Below are 14,194 nucleotides of genomic sequence, written 5' to 3'. Positions count from 1 at the left end.
AAACAGCGCTCTGTCAAATGTCAATGGCCTTGACAATTGACGACATCCGGCTCTAGCATTGTGTTCAGGGAGGAGTTTATGGTCAGTCAGGCATTTTTCCGCATCGAGAATTTGCGCAAATCATTCGGGCCGGTCCGCGTGCTCGACGGCGTCGATCTTTCGCTTGCCGCCGGCAAGGTTACCGTGCTGATGGGCGCCAATGGTGCCGGTAAATCAACCCTTGTCCGTATTATCAGCGGCGTCTATTCGGCCGATTCTGGCCATATCGAATTGTCGGGACAGACATTTTCGCCGCAGACGCCCGCAGAGGCGCTGCGCGCAGGCGTTGTGACGGTCCACCAGAACATCAATGACGGGGTGGTTGCCGATCTCGATGTCGCCACCAATCTGACGCTCGACCGACTGAACGGCCGGGGGGCACGCACCATTTTCAACCCCCGGCGCGTTCGGCGGGAAGCCGAAGCGGTCGCAGCGCGGATGGGCCTTTCCTTCGACATGTCCGCCACAGTGGGGGATTTACCGCTTGCCGACCGACAGATGGTGGCGATCGCACGGGCGCTGACCCACGAACCGAAGCTTCTGATCCTCGATGAGCCGACCTCGTCCCTGTCGAGCGCTGAAGCCGACCGCTTGTTCGATTTCATCGACAAGCTGAGAGCGCGCGGTGTCGCCATTCTCTATATCTCCCACCGGATGTCGGATATTCGGCGACTGGCCGATACGATCGTCAGCCTGCGTGACGGACGCATTGCCGGCGTCTTCGAGGGACCGGAGCTCGATTACGAAGCAGCAGTCGATGCCATGCTGGGGCGCTCTTCCACGCAGAACCTTATTGATGTGCGCACTGCCAAGAGCCCGGTGCTGGAAATCCGCGATCTAAAGCTTATCCATGGTGCGAGTCCCTTTTCGATGACCCTGGGCTCCGGAGAGATCGTCGCCGTCACCGGCCTCGTCGGCGTCGGCAAATCCGTGCTTGCGGAGACGATATTCGGCCTCGCCAAGCCGGTTTGCGGGCAGATGAAGCTCGACGGCCAAACCTATGCGCCACAGACCCCTCGAGAGGCGATCCGCAATGGCGTCCACATGGTCGCCAAAGATCGCGGCGCCAACGGCATTGTGCCGGGCTTCTCGATCATCGAGAATATCAGCCTGCCGTTTCTCAAGAGGATGTCCAGGTTTTCGATTCTGAGCCGCAGCCGTGAACGCGCAAGCGCCCGTGGCCAGATCGGCGAACTCGGGATCGTCTGCCGCTCCGAACGAGACGACATGTCGACCCTTTCGGGCGGCAACCAACAAAAGGTGATGGTTGGCCGGTGGCTCGCTCAACCGTCGCGGTTGCTGGTGCTCGATGAACCTTTCCAGGGCGTCGACATCGCCGCCCGACGCGACATCGCCACCAAGCTGCGCGCATCGGCGCATGGACGCGCAACTCTGGTGTTCCTCACCGAACTCGACGAAGCCTTCGAAATCGCCGACCGGATTCTGGTGATGTCCGAGCACACGATTGTCGGCGAACACATTAATGAAAACCCGGATGTCGACCTGCTGCTGGCGGAAATCGCCGGCAAGCGGCACGCGGCGCATGCATGAACGAGAAAGCGACCAAGACTTCATGACCGTGACTCAATCCACAGACAAACCGCTGGATAACAAGGCAGGCCGCCTTTCGGGTCGCGAGCTCGTCATCCGCTATGGCTTTCTGGTCCTGCTGCTCGGCATGGTCGTGTATTTCAGCATCGCCGCAGACGGATTTGCCTCGCCGCAAAGTGCGGTATTCATCTTCCAGTCCGTGGCGATCACCGGCATTCTGGCGCTCGGCGTCACTGCCACGCTGGTGGTCGGCGGCTTCGACCTTTCCATCGGCTCGGTGGCGACCACCGCCATGATGGCCTCCGCCTACGTGATGGTGGTGATGGGCGGCGATGCGATCACCGCGACGGTTGTCTGCATCGCCATCGGCGTTTTGGTCGGACTGATCAACGGCGTCCTCATCGTCTACATGCGCGTGCCGGACCTTCTGGCAACGCTTGGAATGATGTTCCTGCTGGTCGGGCTGCAGCGTATACCCACCGAAGGCCGCTCGATCGCCACCGGCATGTCGATGCCCGACGGTTCGATCGCCAACGGCACCTTCAGTCCCGGTTTCCTGGCGCTCGGCCGACACCGCTTCGATTTCATCCTGCCCAATCTGCTGCCGGTTTCGGTCGTCGTCCTGCTCGTTCTGGCGGTGCTGATCTGGTTTTTCCTGCAATATACCCGCTTCGGCCGGATGATGTATGCGGTCGGCTCCAACGAGCGCGCTGCGCAACTCGCCGGCGCACCGGTCAATGCCTACAAGATTGGCGCCTATGTGATTTCCGGCGTGTTTGCCTCGATCGGCGGCATCCTGATGGCTGCACGGCTTGGTCGCGGCGACATCGCCTCGGGCAACAACCTGCTTCTTGACGCGGTTGCCGCCGCTTTGATCGGCTTTGCCGTGTTGGGCGCCGCAAAGCCGAATGCATTCGGTACGGCAGTCGGGGCACTGTTCGTCGGCATCCTGCTGCAGGGACTGACGATGATGAATGCGCCCTACTATACCCAGGATTTCGTCAAGGGCGCCGTGCTGGTGGTGGCGCTGGTATTCACTTTCGCGCTCTCGCAGCGCAGCCGGAAATAGGGCCTAGGCCCTGTTGAGAATACATGGAGGAATAATAACGTGGAGGAGACAGTCATGAATTTTACCAGACGCGTATTCGGCAAGATTGCACTCGGCCTAATGGCGACCACCGCCTTTGCCGGCTCGGCATTTGCAGCTGAAATGCCGGCACCGTTCAACGATGCGGGCAAGGTCAAGATTGCGCTTGTGCGCTACCTTTCGACCGGCGACTTCTTTCAATCGTATCTGTCGGGTGTGGAAACACAGGCCAAGGCGCTTGGCGTCGATCTGCGGGTGCTCGATAGCCGCCAGGATGCCGCCCTTCAGGCCGACATGGTCGACCAAGCGATCGCGCTTGGCGTCAACGGCATCATCATCCAGCACGGTCTGACGGAATCGATGAAGGAAGCCGCCCAGCGCGCCGTCGATGCCGGCATCAAGGTCGTGGCCTTCGACGTCAATGTCGAAAACGACAAGATCCCGCAAATCGAACAGTCTGACCGCGACCTCGCTCGCCTCGCACTGGAACAGGCGATCAAGGACAATGGCGATAGCTGGAAGGCCGGCTATGTCTATGTCGCAGGGATTGCGCCGCTCGACCGCCGTGACGAAACATGGAAGAAATTCAAGGCGCAGTATCCGGGTATCAATGAAAAAGCGATGTTCGGCACGCTGGACAACCCTATCGCCAACTCGGTTGCCAACCAGGCTCGCTCGGTCATTTCGGCCAATCCGGATATCACCGTGATGTTTGCCCCCTATGACGAGTTCGCCAAGGGCGTAAAGATCGCCGTTGACGAAGCCGGCATGTCCTCCAGCGTGAAAATCTACTCGGCCGACATTTCGACGTCGGACATAGCAGCGATGCGCGAAGCCGGCAGCGCGTGGGCTGCGACCGCCGCCACAAACCCGGCCGTGGTCGGCCAGGTCTCCGTGCGCGCGCTGGCGATGATGCTCGCTGGCGAAGATCCGGGCAAGAGCGTAATCGTGCCGCCGACACTGATCACCCAGAAGGACCTGAACGACAACGATATCAAGAACATGGAAGAACTTTCGGCGAAAATGCCACAGTTCGCCCACGCCGATGTCGCCGCTCCTGCCTGGATGCCGCTGCCTTCCAGGAAATAAAGTTCCCTAGTGAACTGGGCGGTTCGAAAGAGCCGCCCTTTTTTGTCACAGCGCCAGCGCACGCAAGCCGGCGCGCACGACCTCAGGCTGCGCAGTGCCAAGCTGCAGATCGACGTCGGCATGTGTCCTTGTCCAGATCGGCATGGCCTTTGCCAGTATTTGCTGTCCCGCCTCTGTCAGCGTCAACCTTCGTCCACGCCGATCCTCGGCGTCCACCGTTGTTAGCAGCAATCCCCGGCGTTCGAGCGGCTTCAGATTTGCTGTAAGCGTTGTTCGATCCATCGCCAGAAAGGACGCGACCGAACCGATCGAAGGCGGCTTCGGCCGATTGAGCGACATCAGCAGCGAAAACTGTCCGCTGGTCAGTCCGACAGGACGGAGGGCCTCATCGAATCGGCGCGCAAGCGCACGGGCGGCCCGTTGCGCCGAGAGGCACAGGCAGTGGTCGCGAACATGGAGAGTCGTTTCAAAGGAAACAGGATCGGCGTTTGACATGCGCTATATATGTTGATATCAACTCATTCTGTCAAGTGCCTACCCCGCTGATGAAATCGCCGCTTAATCCAGGCGCTTGCCCTGGATAATCCGCCGGCAATCCAACCATGCAAGGAGAGAAGCCATGACTTATGTAGACGGATTCGTCGCCGCAGTTCCCGCCGCCAACAAGGAAATCTACCGCAAGCACGCGGCCGAAGCCGCCACCTTTTTCCGGGAATTCGGCGCAACCCGTATCGTCGAGGCATGGGGCGACGAAGTGCCTGAAGGAAAGGTCACCGACTTCAAGGGCGCCGTTCAGGCCAAGCCGGACGAGGTGATCGTGTTCGCATGGGTCGAGTATCCCAGCAAACAGATTCGCGATGCTGTAAACGAGAAGATGATGAATGATCCGCGTTTGAAAGAGATGGGTTCGGAAATGCCCTTTGACGGCAAGCGGATGATCTACGGCGGGTTTGCCACGATCATCGATGAGAACAGCGGCGGCAAGCCCGGCTACGTCGATGGCTCGCTCATTCCTGTCCCGGTCGGCAACAAGGATGCCTACCGGGAAACCGCAGTCAAGTTCGCCACTGTGCTAAAGGAATGTGGGGCGACACGCGCCTCCGACTCGTGGGGAGACGACGTGCCTGATGGAAAGGTCACCGACTGCAGACGCGCGGTGAAGGCCACCAACGACGAAACGGTCGTCTATTCCTTTGTCGAATGGCCTTCCAAGCAAATCCGCGACGAGGGCTGGAAGAAAGTGATGGCCGATCCACGCATGCGTCCGGACAGCCTGCCCTTCGATGGCAAGCGCATGATCCATGGCGGCTTCACCCCCATTCTGGACGCCTGAGCAGAGCGAATGTCACCTGAGCGTCGCGGCGATGTTTCCGCCATCCACGGTGGTGACATCGCCGGTCGTCCGCTCCGCCATCGCATGGTGCACGAAGGCCTGTGCCACATGTTCGGCGGTCACCTCCTGGTGGAGCAGGTTGCCGGCCATGTAGTCCTCGACGGAAAGCCCGCGCGCGGTAGAGCGATTGGCGATCATCTCGTCGTTCAGCAGTCCCGAGCGGATCCGGTCGGCATTGACTGCGTTGACCCGGATACCATCCTTGCCGTGCTCAAGCGCATATTGCCGCGACAGGAACAGGGTCGCCGCCTTCGGGAGGCCATAGGCGCCGAAATTGGCGCCGGGATTGATCGCCTGCTTGGACGCGTTGAACAATAGCGCCCCACCGGTGCCCTGCGCCTTCATGATACGAACTGCATTCTGTGCGACGGAGTGGTGAGCAAAGAAGTTGAGCTCGAAACTCCTGCGCAGCAGCGCATCGTCCATGGTCGCGATCGGGCTTTCCCAGGCAGCACCGGCATTGGACACCACAGTATCGATACCGCCGAACATTTCGATCACGACGTCGAAAGCCTTGCGCACTGAAGCGGGATCAGTGACATCGCAGGCGACGCCGATCGAGTTGTTGCCAGCCGCTCTTGCAACGTCTGCCGCCCTGCTAGCATCGAGGTCCAGCACCGCGACGTGGGCGCCTTCCGCGGCAAACGCCCTCGCGGTCGCTGCGCCAATGGCGCCTGCCCCACCCGTGACCACAGCAACTTGCCCGGTGAAAGGCTTGGCTTTTGCGCCAGCGAGCTTGGCCTGCTCCAACGACCAATATTCGAGATCGAAAAGATCGGGCTTGCTGACCGGCTCGAAGCGGCCGACGGATTCGGCGTCACGTGCGGCCTCGATCCACATCTCCCCGACATCGACAGCGATCGTCGCATCCTTGTAGGTCCGGCCGTGGCCGAACATGCCGAGCCCCGGCACCAGCGTCAGCCGCGGCATGGGGTCGAGCATGATGCGTTTGACATCGTCGCGCGCGTCGTTGCTGCGGAAATAATCGGTGTAGGCGGCGGCAAAAGTCGCTGTTTTTTCCTCGATATGCGCCCGGTAAGTCGAGAGGCTCGACGTCGACGGCGCAGCAAGCACCATCGGGCCCGTCTTGATACGGATCGAGAGGTCTGGAGTCGAAACGCCTCTCGCCGCCATATCAGCCACCTCGGCTGCGTTGACGAAATCGAGAATGGCCGGAGAGGTGCGGAATACCCCGATCATCCGGTCGTAACGCCCCTGTCCCTTGTCTATGGCCACCGCGCCGCGCAACATCGGCGCGATGTCTTTCGGCGACGGCCGATCGGCAGGCAATGCCGCAACAGTGAATGGTTTTCGTCCCCTCGCTTTCACGTAATCCTCGGCCATCGACACGAAGAGGATCATCCGGTCATAGGCTTGCTTTGCCGTCGCACCGAAAGTGAAGATCCCATGCTTGTCGAGCAGCAGCCCTTCGACCGTCGGGTCCTGGTCGAAAATGCCGGCGGCGGATTTGGCCAGCGCAAAGCCCGGCATGATGTAGGGCACGAAGCCCAGGCGATTGCCGTAGATCTCGCGCGTCATCTTCAGGCTTTCGGCCTGGTCAGCGATGGCAAGGATCGCGGTCGAATGGGTGTGGTCGACGAATTTGTGCGGCAGGAAAGCATGCAGCAGCGCTTCCACCGAAGGGTTTGGCGCTGACGGATGGATGAGATTGGCGCGCAACAGCGTCACCATGTCTTCGTCGGAGAGCTTGTCGAGAGCCCGCGCCTTCAACATCTGCGGCATGCGTACCGCCGGCAAGCCTTCGGGCTCGATGGTCCCCATGTCCCAGCCGCTGCCCTTGACGCAGAGGACGTCATGGGCGTCACCGACGAGGTCGAGCATGGTGGTCTTGACCGAGGTATTGCCGCCGCCATGCAGGACGAGGCGCGGATCGCCTCCGAGCAGCCGCGTCGTGTAGGTTCTCAGCGCCAGATCGCGATTGATACCACGCGCCTCATACTGGCTCACGAGCGCTTCCGCGTCGGCGTCCCTCCAGAGATTTTCCATCAGTTCCTCCCGAAAAATGTTACGCCGCCCCCGCGCGGCGCGCAGTCATTTCGACGTTGCGAATCGTTCTTTCAGCCGCTTGCCCATCGATGCAGTAACGATGAGATGCGAGGCAAACCCGCCCTTGATGGCAGCGACCAGCGGCTCGTATTTGTTGTCTTCCTGCACGACCATTATCCGCTTCGGAATCGCCTTGATCGACCCAAGATCGGCCGATATGCAGCGCCGATTGTGCGCGCAATCCATCAAGCGGCCTTCAACATCGATGATCTGGCCGGCAATGACGCCCGCCGCACCGCGCTCGCCTAGGCTTCGCATTTCCTCCGGCGTCAATGCGCCACATTTCACAAGATGGCTGTCGGCCTCGATGCCGCCGACCGAATAGAGCGCGAGATCACACTCGGCGATCGAAGCCAACTGTTCTCTGATCATCGGTTCCGCACGCAACTCTTCAGCCAACCGCTCGGAACTCAGAACCAGCGGCGCGTAGAAATTGATGCCCTGTGCATTCAACCGCCGAGCTATTTCGGTCGTACACTGGTCTGGTCGATAGGAATATGGCGCGCCGAGATTGCCGCAGAGCTGTACCACCGTGACGCCGTTCAGATCGGCAAATGGCATGACATCGGCGATGTGATAAACCGTCTTGCCCCAGGCAACGCCGACCTTGTCTCCCTTTCGTACGAGATCCAGGAATACGGTGGCGGCAAGCACCGGCATTTCGGCAGCAGGATCGAGCGCCTGCCGATCCTCAGGCACGATCCAAACCGAGGTGAGCCCGAGCAGATCTTCAAGTTCGCGCGCCAGCGTCTCATGGGAAAACAAGTCCGTAGAGGTCGAGATCGTGACGATGCCGGAATCGCGCGCGCGCCGGAGATAGAGGGCAACGGAGGCTCTGGAAATATCCAGTTGCTTGGCCACTTCGTCCTGCCGCAGGCCATGCATGTAATAAAGCCATGCCGCCTTGTGCATGATCTGATCGCTCGGCTTGATCGGCATTTTTCCTCCGCACTTCGTTGATTTAGACAATATTCGAGGCGATTGACAAAAGTCAAATACCTTCGTTTGCCAGACGGTGCATTTTGTCGCAGCAGCGGTTTGCGCAAGATCAAAGCCATCCGGCGGGGTAGAGCCTAATCGCCTTAACGGACAGAAAAAACAAGGAGATCGTCCATGCACATCCGCCTCAAGACCATGGTATCAGCCGCTATCATGGCTGCCTTCGCAACATCCGGTTTTGCTGCCGACTTCGAGGTCCACATGCTCAACAAGGGCAAGGACGGCGCCATGGTCTTTGAACCCGCCTTCGTCAAGATTGCCAAGGGCGACACCGTCACATTCGTCCCGACCGACAAGGGGCACAATGCCGAGACGATCAAGGGGATGATGCCGGATGGCGCAAAGCCGTTCAAAAGCAAGATGAACGAGACGCTCAAGGTTACTTTCGATGTCGATGGCGCCTATGGTATCAAGTGCATGCCGCATGTCGGCATGGGGATGGTCGGGTTGGTGGTGGTCGGTGACGCACCCGCGAACATCGATGCGGTAAAGTCTGGCAAGCTGCCGAAAAAGGCGCGCGAGCGGCTGGACGCGGAAATCACCGCTGCAGGGCTCTAACGCCGCATTGCGCTGGCGGGGACAGGAAGCCCCCGCCGGCAGCCGCTCAGCCGGCGCATATTCAAACGCGATCCGGTGGAACCAATCATCAAGAACCGAGTGCGGACCGGAAGAAAGAATCGAGCGTTTGGCGGTCCGGCACTTGTCCCTGCGGCGTCAATTTGTCGACGACACCGGGCAATACACGCGATAGCTGCTCGAGCAGCTCCGTTTCGCTGACACCGGCCCGCCTTGCGAGATCGCTGATCGTCTGCGACCCCAATGCATCGCCAAGCTGGCCTGGCGCGATCGGATCATTCTGCCCGGGACGCACCCAGGAATCGGCCGTTTTACCGTGGCCCGCGCTGCCGAGCTTTTCAAGCAGACCGCCGAGGCCTCCCGCCAGCCCGCCGTCGTCAGCCGTGGGGGCTTGCTGCGGCTGCTCCGGTGCTTGCGCATCCGCACCCTGGCCGAAGCCACCCAGCACCTTGCCTACGAGCAAGGCGCCGAGTGCAATCATGATCGGCTTTGTAATATTGCCTCCCGGCACTGCATCATCAAACATGCCCATGAAAGTTTCCTCCAGCAAAGGTCTTGCGATTTTCCAGGTTTGATCATCCGCATCACTGATGATACGTTACATCATACTTTGCTAAAACGACAATCTAATGGTGAAAGCCAGCCAAGGTGCAGACAACGAGGAGGGAATCGCATGTCTGTTATCGCATGGATCATACTGGGACTGATCGCGGGGTTCATTGGCAGCAAGATCGTCAACAAGACCGGCCAGGGGATGTTGATGGACATCATTCTCGGCATCGTCGGCGCGATCGTCGGCGGTGTGGTATTCAGCTTCTTTGGCGCGTCGGGCGTCACTGGCCTGAATATCTACAGTCTGGTCGTGTCGGTAATCGGCGCAATTATTGTGCTGTGGATCTATCACAGGGTATCTGGCCGGGTGCGGTAGCGCGCTGATTGGCTGCATAACCAAGCGACCGCGGCCTCCAACTGCTCGGCAGGAATTGAACTTCTTGAGGTTCCCATTCGTCCGCCATTTTTCTATTCAGTGACAGTCAATCTCCGTAAGCGGCTGACATATCAAGGAAAAAGAATGGTGGGCGATGACGGACTCGAACCGCCGACATCTTCGGTGTAAACGAAGCGCTCTACCAACTGAGCTAATCGCCCCCGCGAACCGCTAGGGTGGCCGTCATCTAGTCTGAAAAAATTCAGAGCGCAAGAGCGTTCAAGAGAATTTCGACATTTTCCCGATCAGTAATCCACAGGCGGGCGCCACCGGCCCCCGCCCCTGCAAATACCCAGCCGTGAAAATCACTGCGTCGCAAGCACCACGATGCGATCGTCGGCGGAGAAGCTGAACTGGTCCGACTTGTTCGGATTGATCACCACGCCACCAAGCTTGCGGCCACTATCGCCAGCACCTTTGCGACGATAACCGATGGCGATTTCGCCACGCTTCACTGCTGCCATCGTGACCGTATAGAAATCCATGGGCTGATCGAGCGCGACATAGTCGCTGGCAGGCCGGAGATAAATTTCCGAGCCATCCTCGTCGAGAAGGCTTCCGAATATCTGCGCCATGTATTCGTTTTCCGCCGCTTGCGCGAGCATGAGACTGACCAGCTTGTTGCTGACGACGAAATCGTCGGCCCGGCTGACTTCCGCCAGTTCCCTGTTACGCACGTCGATCATTTCGCTGACCACGCTAGCATGGCTGCCGGCCTCCTCGGCTATCCGCCTCAGATGCAACAACGTCACCAGCGTGCGGGTATCGGCGGGTTGCGGAGCCAGGTGCTCGGTGTAGCCGAGAACGAGAATATGATCGTAGGAAAGCGGATCCAGGCTGCGCAACAAATCGCGCTTGGACGAATCGCCATCGCGGATGTCGAGCGTCAGATTGTCATTGGCGAGGCGGATCGCGGCCGCCTCCTCGGCAAAGCCGTGATTGTCGGCGACGATGGTCAACGTCGAGCCCGGCTCAACGAATCTCGACAGCTCAGCCGCGATCATTGGTGCGCGTCTGTTCCAGCCGAGCATCAGCGTTCGCTCCGGCTTCGATTCCCTCGCTGTCGACTGGCGCAACAGGCCGGGGTCGACCCTGCCCCCGAATTTCTTCATCTCGATCAGGTTATCGTCTTCGGCAATCAGGATCAGCTTTTCGCCGGGCAGCAGAACACGGCTGCTTGGGACATTGAGTTGAACCTTATTGTCGCCGTCGATCAGGCCGATCAGCGTCGATACCTCATAGCAGAAGATTGCATAGCCGAAGGTCTTGCCGACCAAAGCAGGTTCCTCGACTGCGTAGATCTCCGATCCGTCGAAGTCGAGCAGTTCGGTGTAGACGCCGCTGAGCCCGGGTTGACGGCTGGAATGGACGACGATGCGCGAAATGAGGTCGTCAGCCAGCACCAGCTGGGCTTCGCCGCCACCGACGATATGGGCAAGCTCGGCATTCTCGATGTCACGGATTTCGGCAGCGATCCTGTATTTCTCCGCACGTCGGGTGGGAGCCTGGGTCAGCGCCAGAATCGACTTAATGACGCTGGAATCGGGATCGTCACTTTCTGGAGAGAGTATGACGATCGAGCGCGACTGGTTGGGATTGACGATCGACAGATCATAGAGATCGGTCGGGTCGCCACTACGGCAGATTATTTTCGTGTTGCGGAGATTGGGAATCTTGGCCGCAATCTCGTCCTCCATCTCCACCTTGTCGCGGTCGGCCATGATCACGATCCGCGGCCTGGCGCGGCTTTCGTTGGCGATCACGAGTTCCGAGATCACGTCGAAGATCGATGGGGACCAATTGAGGATGATCGTATGGGCTGTTTCCAGAACCAGCGAGCGACCCTTGCGCAGCTCGTCGAGCTTGTTTTCGATGCCGGAACTCAAAATACCGATCAGTGTCGACACGACGAAAATTCCGGCGAGTGTAACCAGCAGCATCAGCAACCGGAATACCCAGCCGGTATCGCCGCCCATTGTGCCGGCGTCGAGCGTGCGCATCAACGCCTCCCATGTCGCTTCAGCAAAACCGAGCGACTGGCCGTCCTCCTGCGCAATGCCGGTCAATGTAATGACGGCACCAAAAACCAGAATAATGACAAGTGAAATAACACCGAGCCAGCCGATCAATGCGCCTGTTCCAGCAGACATCGTGCGGTCGAACCAGTAGCGCAGCCTGGCTCCAGGACTAATTTTGGATTTCATGAAATTCCCCGAAGAAACCGGCAGACTCACTGCGCGGCAAGTATGGTTCAAATATAATATCTTGTCGGTTGGCGAAACAATTTCGCCAATACATTCATGACTTTCGAAAAAACAGTCCAAACCTGGACAATCGACCCGCGTCAGAGCGACTACAATCAATCATACATGAACGTCGCCGATGGACAGTTCCCCTTCCCGGAAGTTCTGGATGTAGGCGGTGTAGATGAGCCAGCAATAGAAAACCGCAACAAACGCGAACACGAGCCAGCCAGGCAGCGGACCCAAGGCAGCGTTGCCGATTGCGCGCCGCGTCGAAGCCGCCAGGCCCATCTCCTGCCCCTCGACCTGTAATGTCGGGCTGGTCAGCTTCAGCACCCAGGCGAGCAGCAATATGGAGAACAGATGTATGTAGTTGCGGCGCAGGCGACGGGCGAAGGCCGCGCGGGTGCTGATGAGGAACTGGGGTGTCCTCAGCGTTTCCCCCATGATCAGCAGCCAATTTGACGCGAAGTTGTCTTGCGGTGAGAAAAGCTGCGCGAAGTAATAACGCTCGAACTGGCGGACCCGTGCACGATAGACATCGAAGAAGCGGTAGCGGCGCGCTTCGATCCACAGCAGTTGCAGCAGCAACAGCATGGCAAACAACAGGACACCGTGGTGTGACGAAGGTGTCGACAAAGACACGGACAGCATGGCGGCCGCAACCGTCACCGCCCAGTTGGTCGTCCTGTCCAGACGATCCCGCCATCCCGCCATTCGCGCAATTTCAGCGCGATGGAAATGCGACATCGTGGACGCCATTTCTCCGGAAGTCAGGGGCGGGCTTGGCTGTGAACCTCCGGGCGGGGCTTTCAGTTCAGACACAGGTTCCACCTCCCGAACAATGTACCGGCAGCTTATCAGAAACGGCGATCTGCGCCGCCATATTCGGGGTGGAAGCCCCTGATCCAAGCCGAAATCTGCGGCGTGGCGCAAGAATATCAGATTTCCTCTATGCCTGACGTACCGATATACAGCGCCTTAAGCTTGCCAGTCGCAAAGGCACCAGTGTCTATGCCGATCCGGCCGATCCCGTACTGAAAGTCGTCATCTGGCGTATGGCCGTGGATAACCATCAGATCTAGCTCCGGCCCTCTCGTCAGAAAGGGCTCCCGTATCCAGAGCATGTCAAAATCGGACTGCTGGGATAGCCGAACGCCGGGAACGATCCCCGCATGAACGAACAGATATTTGCCGATGCTGATGGAAATCGGCAACGTGCGGAGAAAATCAATATGCGCTTTCGGCACGGCCTCTCGTACAGCCCTCATCAGCGTTTGACCGGCAGGATCCCGGTCGAGCAAGCCTTCGGCATCCACGCCGTAGGACTGAAGCGTGGTTAGACCGCCAAATCCCAACCAAGCCGGATCGAAATCGTCGTTCAGTATGAAGGACAGGAACGCATCGTCATGATTGCCGCACAGGCACAGTCGCTGGAATGGTGGCTCAGGGGTCCTGGTCAGATGTTGGATAACGCCGCGGGATTGAGAACCGCGGTCGACATAATCGCCGAGCATCACGATGAGCGCCGGCGTCTTCCGATTGGCGGAATGCCAACGGATGCGCTCTTCGACAGCGACGAGAAGGTCAAGGCAGCCGTGGACATCACCTATCGCGTAGATGTCGTATACTTGACCTTCAGGAATGATGATGCGCGAGCGCATTTGCATTGCTTTCGGTTGCGCGCCCATAAGGCGCCTTATGAGGTCGCGCATCGCAAATCACGCTCCTTGCAATGGTCAGGACGCGATAGGCACCCTTCGCGACGCCACAGAGCTCAGCGTGACAGGCCCTGGATAAAGTTTTCAACTTCAACCACCGCCGCACCGAGTGACGCTAGGCATTTGGCATCCTGAGCATGCGCTTCGACCTGCTCTGCTGCATCAGATACGATGAATGCACCGACGGCAAGGGCGGCGCCCTTAAGCTTGTGCGCGGTCTGGCAGACCGTTTCCTGCTGAGCATGGGCGAGTTCGTTCATGCAGGTTCGCGCCTGCCGGGCGAACATCCGCAACACTTCCAACTCCAGCTCCTTGTCGCCGGACGTCTGCCGTGCAAGGTGAACAAGATCGATTGGGCGGTGGTTGGAGGGCTTGACGCCACTGTAGTGGTCGGGGGCTCCGAACGCGATACTCAAGGCAGCCATGGTTGTTTCCCTGATT

At 59.1% G+C, this 14,194-nt stretch carries 14 protein-coding genes and 1 tRNA gene; 6 read left to right on the top strand and 9 right to left on the bottom strand.

The window, feature by feature from the left end; genetic code table 11:
* Positions 1-78 precede the first annotated feature (78 nt).
* From JJB09_RS12085 to JJB09_RS12075, 3 genes are read left to right on the top strand one after another with little or no spacing between them, the layout of a single operon-like run.
* Positions 79-1,590, top strand: a complete 1,512-nt coding sequence (locus JJB09_RS12085) for a sugar ABC transporter ATP-binding protein (RefSeq protein ID WP_201658112.1) — start codon at positions 79-81, stop codon at positions 1,588-1,590.
* A gap of 22 nt (positions 1,591-1,612) precedes the next feature.
* Positions 1,613-2,659, top strand: a complete 1,047-nt coding sequence (locus JJB09_RS12080) for an ABC transporter permease (protein ID WP_201658109.1) — start codon at positions 1,613-1,615, stop codon at positions 2,657-2,659.
* Positions 2,660-2,713: 54 nt separating this feature from the next.
* The gene (locus JJB09_RS12075) at positions 2,714-3,766 is read left to right on the top strand and encodes a substrate-binding domain-containing protein (RefSeq protein WP_201658106.1); all 1,053 of its coding nucleotides are present in this window, start codon (positions 2,714-2,716) and stop codon (positions 3,764-3,766) included.
* Between the two features lie 45 nt (positions 3,767-3,811).
* On the opposite strand, the gene JJB09_RS12070 is transcribed toward JJB09_RS12075, so the two are convergent.
* Positions 3,812-4,261 carry a MarR family winged helix-turn-helix transcriptional regulator gene (locus JJB09_RS12070; protein ID WP_201658103.1) on the bottom strand — a complete coding sequence of 150 codons (450 nt, stop codon included), beginning with the start codon at positions 4,259-4,261 and terminating at the stop codon, positions 3,812-3,814.
* 124 nt (positions 4,262-4,385) lie between these two features.
* Between JJB09_RS12070 and JJB09_RS12065 the strand changes: the two genes are divergently transcribed.
* Positions 4,386-5,099 (top strand): DUF1428 domain-containing protein, encoded by a 714-nt coding sequence (locus tag JJB09_RS12065; RefSeq protein ID WP_201658100.1) that lies wholly within the window; start codon positions 4,386-4,388, stop codon positions 5,097-5,099.
* A gap of 12 nt (positions 5,100-5,111) precedes the next feature.
* Here JJB09_RS12065 and JJB09_RS12060 read toward each other — a convergent pair whose 3' ends face one another.
* Both JJB09_RS12060 and JJB09_RS12055 read right to left on the bottom strand, forming a co-directional pair.
* Positions 5,112-7,166, bottom strand: coding sequence for a bifunctional aldolase/short-chain dehydrogenase (locus JJB09_RS12060; RefSeq protein WP_201658097.1), 2,055 nt, complete (start codon positions 7,164-7,166; stop codon positions 5,112-5,114).
* Positions 7,167-7,211: 45 nt separating this feature from the next.
* Positions 7,212-8,165, bottom strand: coding sequence for a sugar-binding transcriptional regulator (locus tag JJB09_RS12055; protein WP_201658094.1), 954 nt, complete (start codon positions 8,163-8,165; stop codon positions 7,212-7,214).
* A gap of 174 nt (positions 8,166-8,339) precedes the next feature.
* Here JJB09_RS12055 and JJB09_RS12050 point away from each other — a divergent pair, with 174 nt between their 5' ends.
* The gene (locus JJB09_RS12050) at positions 8,340-8,783 is read left to right on the top strand and encodes a pseudoazurin (RefSeq protein WP_201658091.1); all 444 of its coding nucleotides are present in this window, start codon (positions 8,340-8,342) and stop codon (positions 8,781-8,783) included.
* Positions 8,784-8,871: 88 nt separating this feature from the next.
* On the opposite strand, the gene JJB09_RS12045 is transcribed toward JJB09_RS12050, so the two are convergent.
* A complete protein-coding gene (locus tag JJB09_RS12045) occupies positions 8,872-9,333 on the bottom strand; it encodes a YidB family protein (protein ID WP_201658088.1) in 462 nt (153 codons plus the stop codon).
* 141 nt (positions 9,334-9,474) lie between these two features.
* On the opposite strand from JJB09_RS12045, the gene JJB09_RS12040 reads away from it, so the two are divergent.
* Positions 9,475-9,729, top strand: a complete 255-nt coding sequence (locus tag JJB09_RS12040) for a GlsB/YeaQ/YmgE family stress response membrane protein (protein ID WP_201658085.1) — start codon at positions 9,475-9,477, stop codon at positions 9,727-9,729.
* 145 nt (positions 9,730-9,874) lie between these two features.
* Here JJB09_RS12040 and JJB09_RS12035 read toward each other — a convergent pair.
* The 5 genes from JJB09_RS12035 to JJB09_RS12015 form a co-directional block, all read right to left on the bottom strand.
* Positions 9,875-9,950 (bottom strand) — tRNA-Val (locus tag JJB09_RS12035).
* A 144-nt stretch (positions 9,951-10,094) separates the two neighbouring features.
* The gene (locus JJB09_RS12030; RefSeq protein ID WP_201658082.1) at positions 10,095-11,993 is read right to left on the bottom strand and encodes a CASTOR/POLLUX-related putative ion channel; all 1,899 of its coding nucleotides are present in this window, start codon (positions 11,991-11,993) and stop codon (positions 10,095-10,097) included.
* Between the two features lie 159 nt (positions 11,994-12,152).
* A complete protein-coding gene (locus JJB09_RS12025) occupies positions 12,153-12,857 on the bottom strand; it encodes a DUF2270 domain-containing protein (protein WP_425523717.1) in 705 nt (234 codons plus the stop codon).
* Between the two features lie 116 nt (positions 12,858-12,973).
* Positions 12,974-13,723, bottom strand: coding sequence for a metallophosphoesterase family protein (locus JJB09_RS12020; protein WP_201658079.1), 750 nt, complete (start codon positions 13,721-13,723; stop codon positions 12,974-12,976).
* 86 nt (positions 13,724-13,809) lie between these two features.
* On the bottom strand, positions 13,810-14,178 hold the full coding sequence (locus JJB09_RS12015) for an Hpt domain-containing protein (protein ID WP_201658076.1): 369 nt from the start codon (positions 14,176-14,178) through the stop codon (positions 13,810-13,812).
* Positions 14,179-14,194: the final 16 nt, after the last annotated feature.

This window comes from Phytoamicus setariae, assembly GCF_016722925.1.
GTDB lineage: Bacteria > Pseudomonadota > Alphaproteobacteria > Rhizobiales > Rhizobiaceae > Rhizobium_E > Rhizobium_E setariae.
The sequence above is the reverse complement of the archived record's forward strand: the minus strand, read 5'-3'. Positions and strand labels throughout refer to the sequence as shown.

What these genes read in the sequence shown, in the direction of transcription:
- JJB09_RS12080 (WP_201658109.1), top strand. Translation starts at nt 1,613, where the DNA reads ATGACCGTGACTCAATCCACAGACAAACCGCTGGATAACAAGGCAGGC.
- JJB09_RS12050 (WP_201658091.1), top strand. Translation starts at nt 8,340, where the DNA reads ATGCACATCCGCCTCAAGACCATGGTATCAGCCGCTATCATGGCTGCC.
- JJB09_RS12045 (WP_201658088.1), bottom strand. Translation starts at nt 9,333, where the DNA reads ATGGGCATGTTTGATGATGCAGTGCCGGGAGGCAATATTACAAAGCCG.
- JJB09_RS12085 (WP_201658112.1), top strand. Translation starts at nt 79, where the DNA reads ATGGTCAGTCAGGCATTTTTCCGCATCGAGAATTTGCGCAAATCATTC.
- JJB09_RS12030 (WP_201658082.1), bottom strand. Translation starts at nt 11,993, where the DNA reads ATGAAATCCAAAATTAGTCCTGGAGCCAGGCTGCGCTACTGGTTCGAC.
- JJB09_RS12070 (WP_201658103.1), bottom strand. Translation starts at nt 4,261, where the DNA reads ATGTCAAACGCCGATCCTGTTTCCTTTGAAACGACTCTCCATGTTCGC.
- JJB09_RS12055 (WP_201658094.1), bottom strand. Translation starts at nt 8,165, where the DNA reads ATGCCGATCAAGCCGAGCGATCAGATCATGCACAAGGCGGCATGGCTT.
- JJB09_RS12020 (WP_201658079.1), bottom strand. Translation starts at nt 13,723, where the DNA reads ATGGGCGCGCAACCGAAAGCAATGCAAATGCGCTCGCGCATCATCATT.
- JJB09_RS12075 (WP_201658106.1), top strand. Translation starts at nt 2,714, where the DNA reads ATGAATTTTACCAGACGCGTATTCGGCAAGATTGCACTCGGCCTAATG.
- JJB09_RS12015 (WP_201658076.1), bottom strand. Translation starts at nt 14,178, where the DNA reads ATGGCTGCCTTGAGTATCGCGTTCGGAGCCCCCGACCACTACAGTGGC.
- JJB09_RS12040 (WP_201658085.1), top strand. Translation starts at nt 9,475, where the DNA reads ATGTCTGTTATCGCATGGATCATACTGGGACTGATCGCGGGGTTCATT.
- JJB09_RS12060 (WP_201658097.1), bottom strand. Translation starts at nt 7,166, where the DNA reads ATGGAAAATCTCTGGAGGGACGCCGACGCGGAAGCGCTCGTGAGCCAG.
- JJB09_RS12065 (WP_201658100.1), top strand. Translation starts at nt 4,386, where the DNA reads ATGACTTATGTAGACGGATTCGTCGCCGCAGTTCCCGCCGCCAACAAG.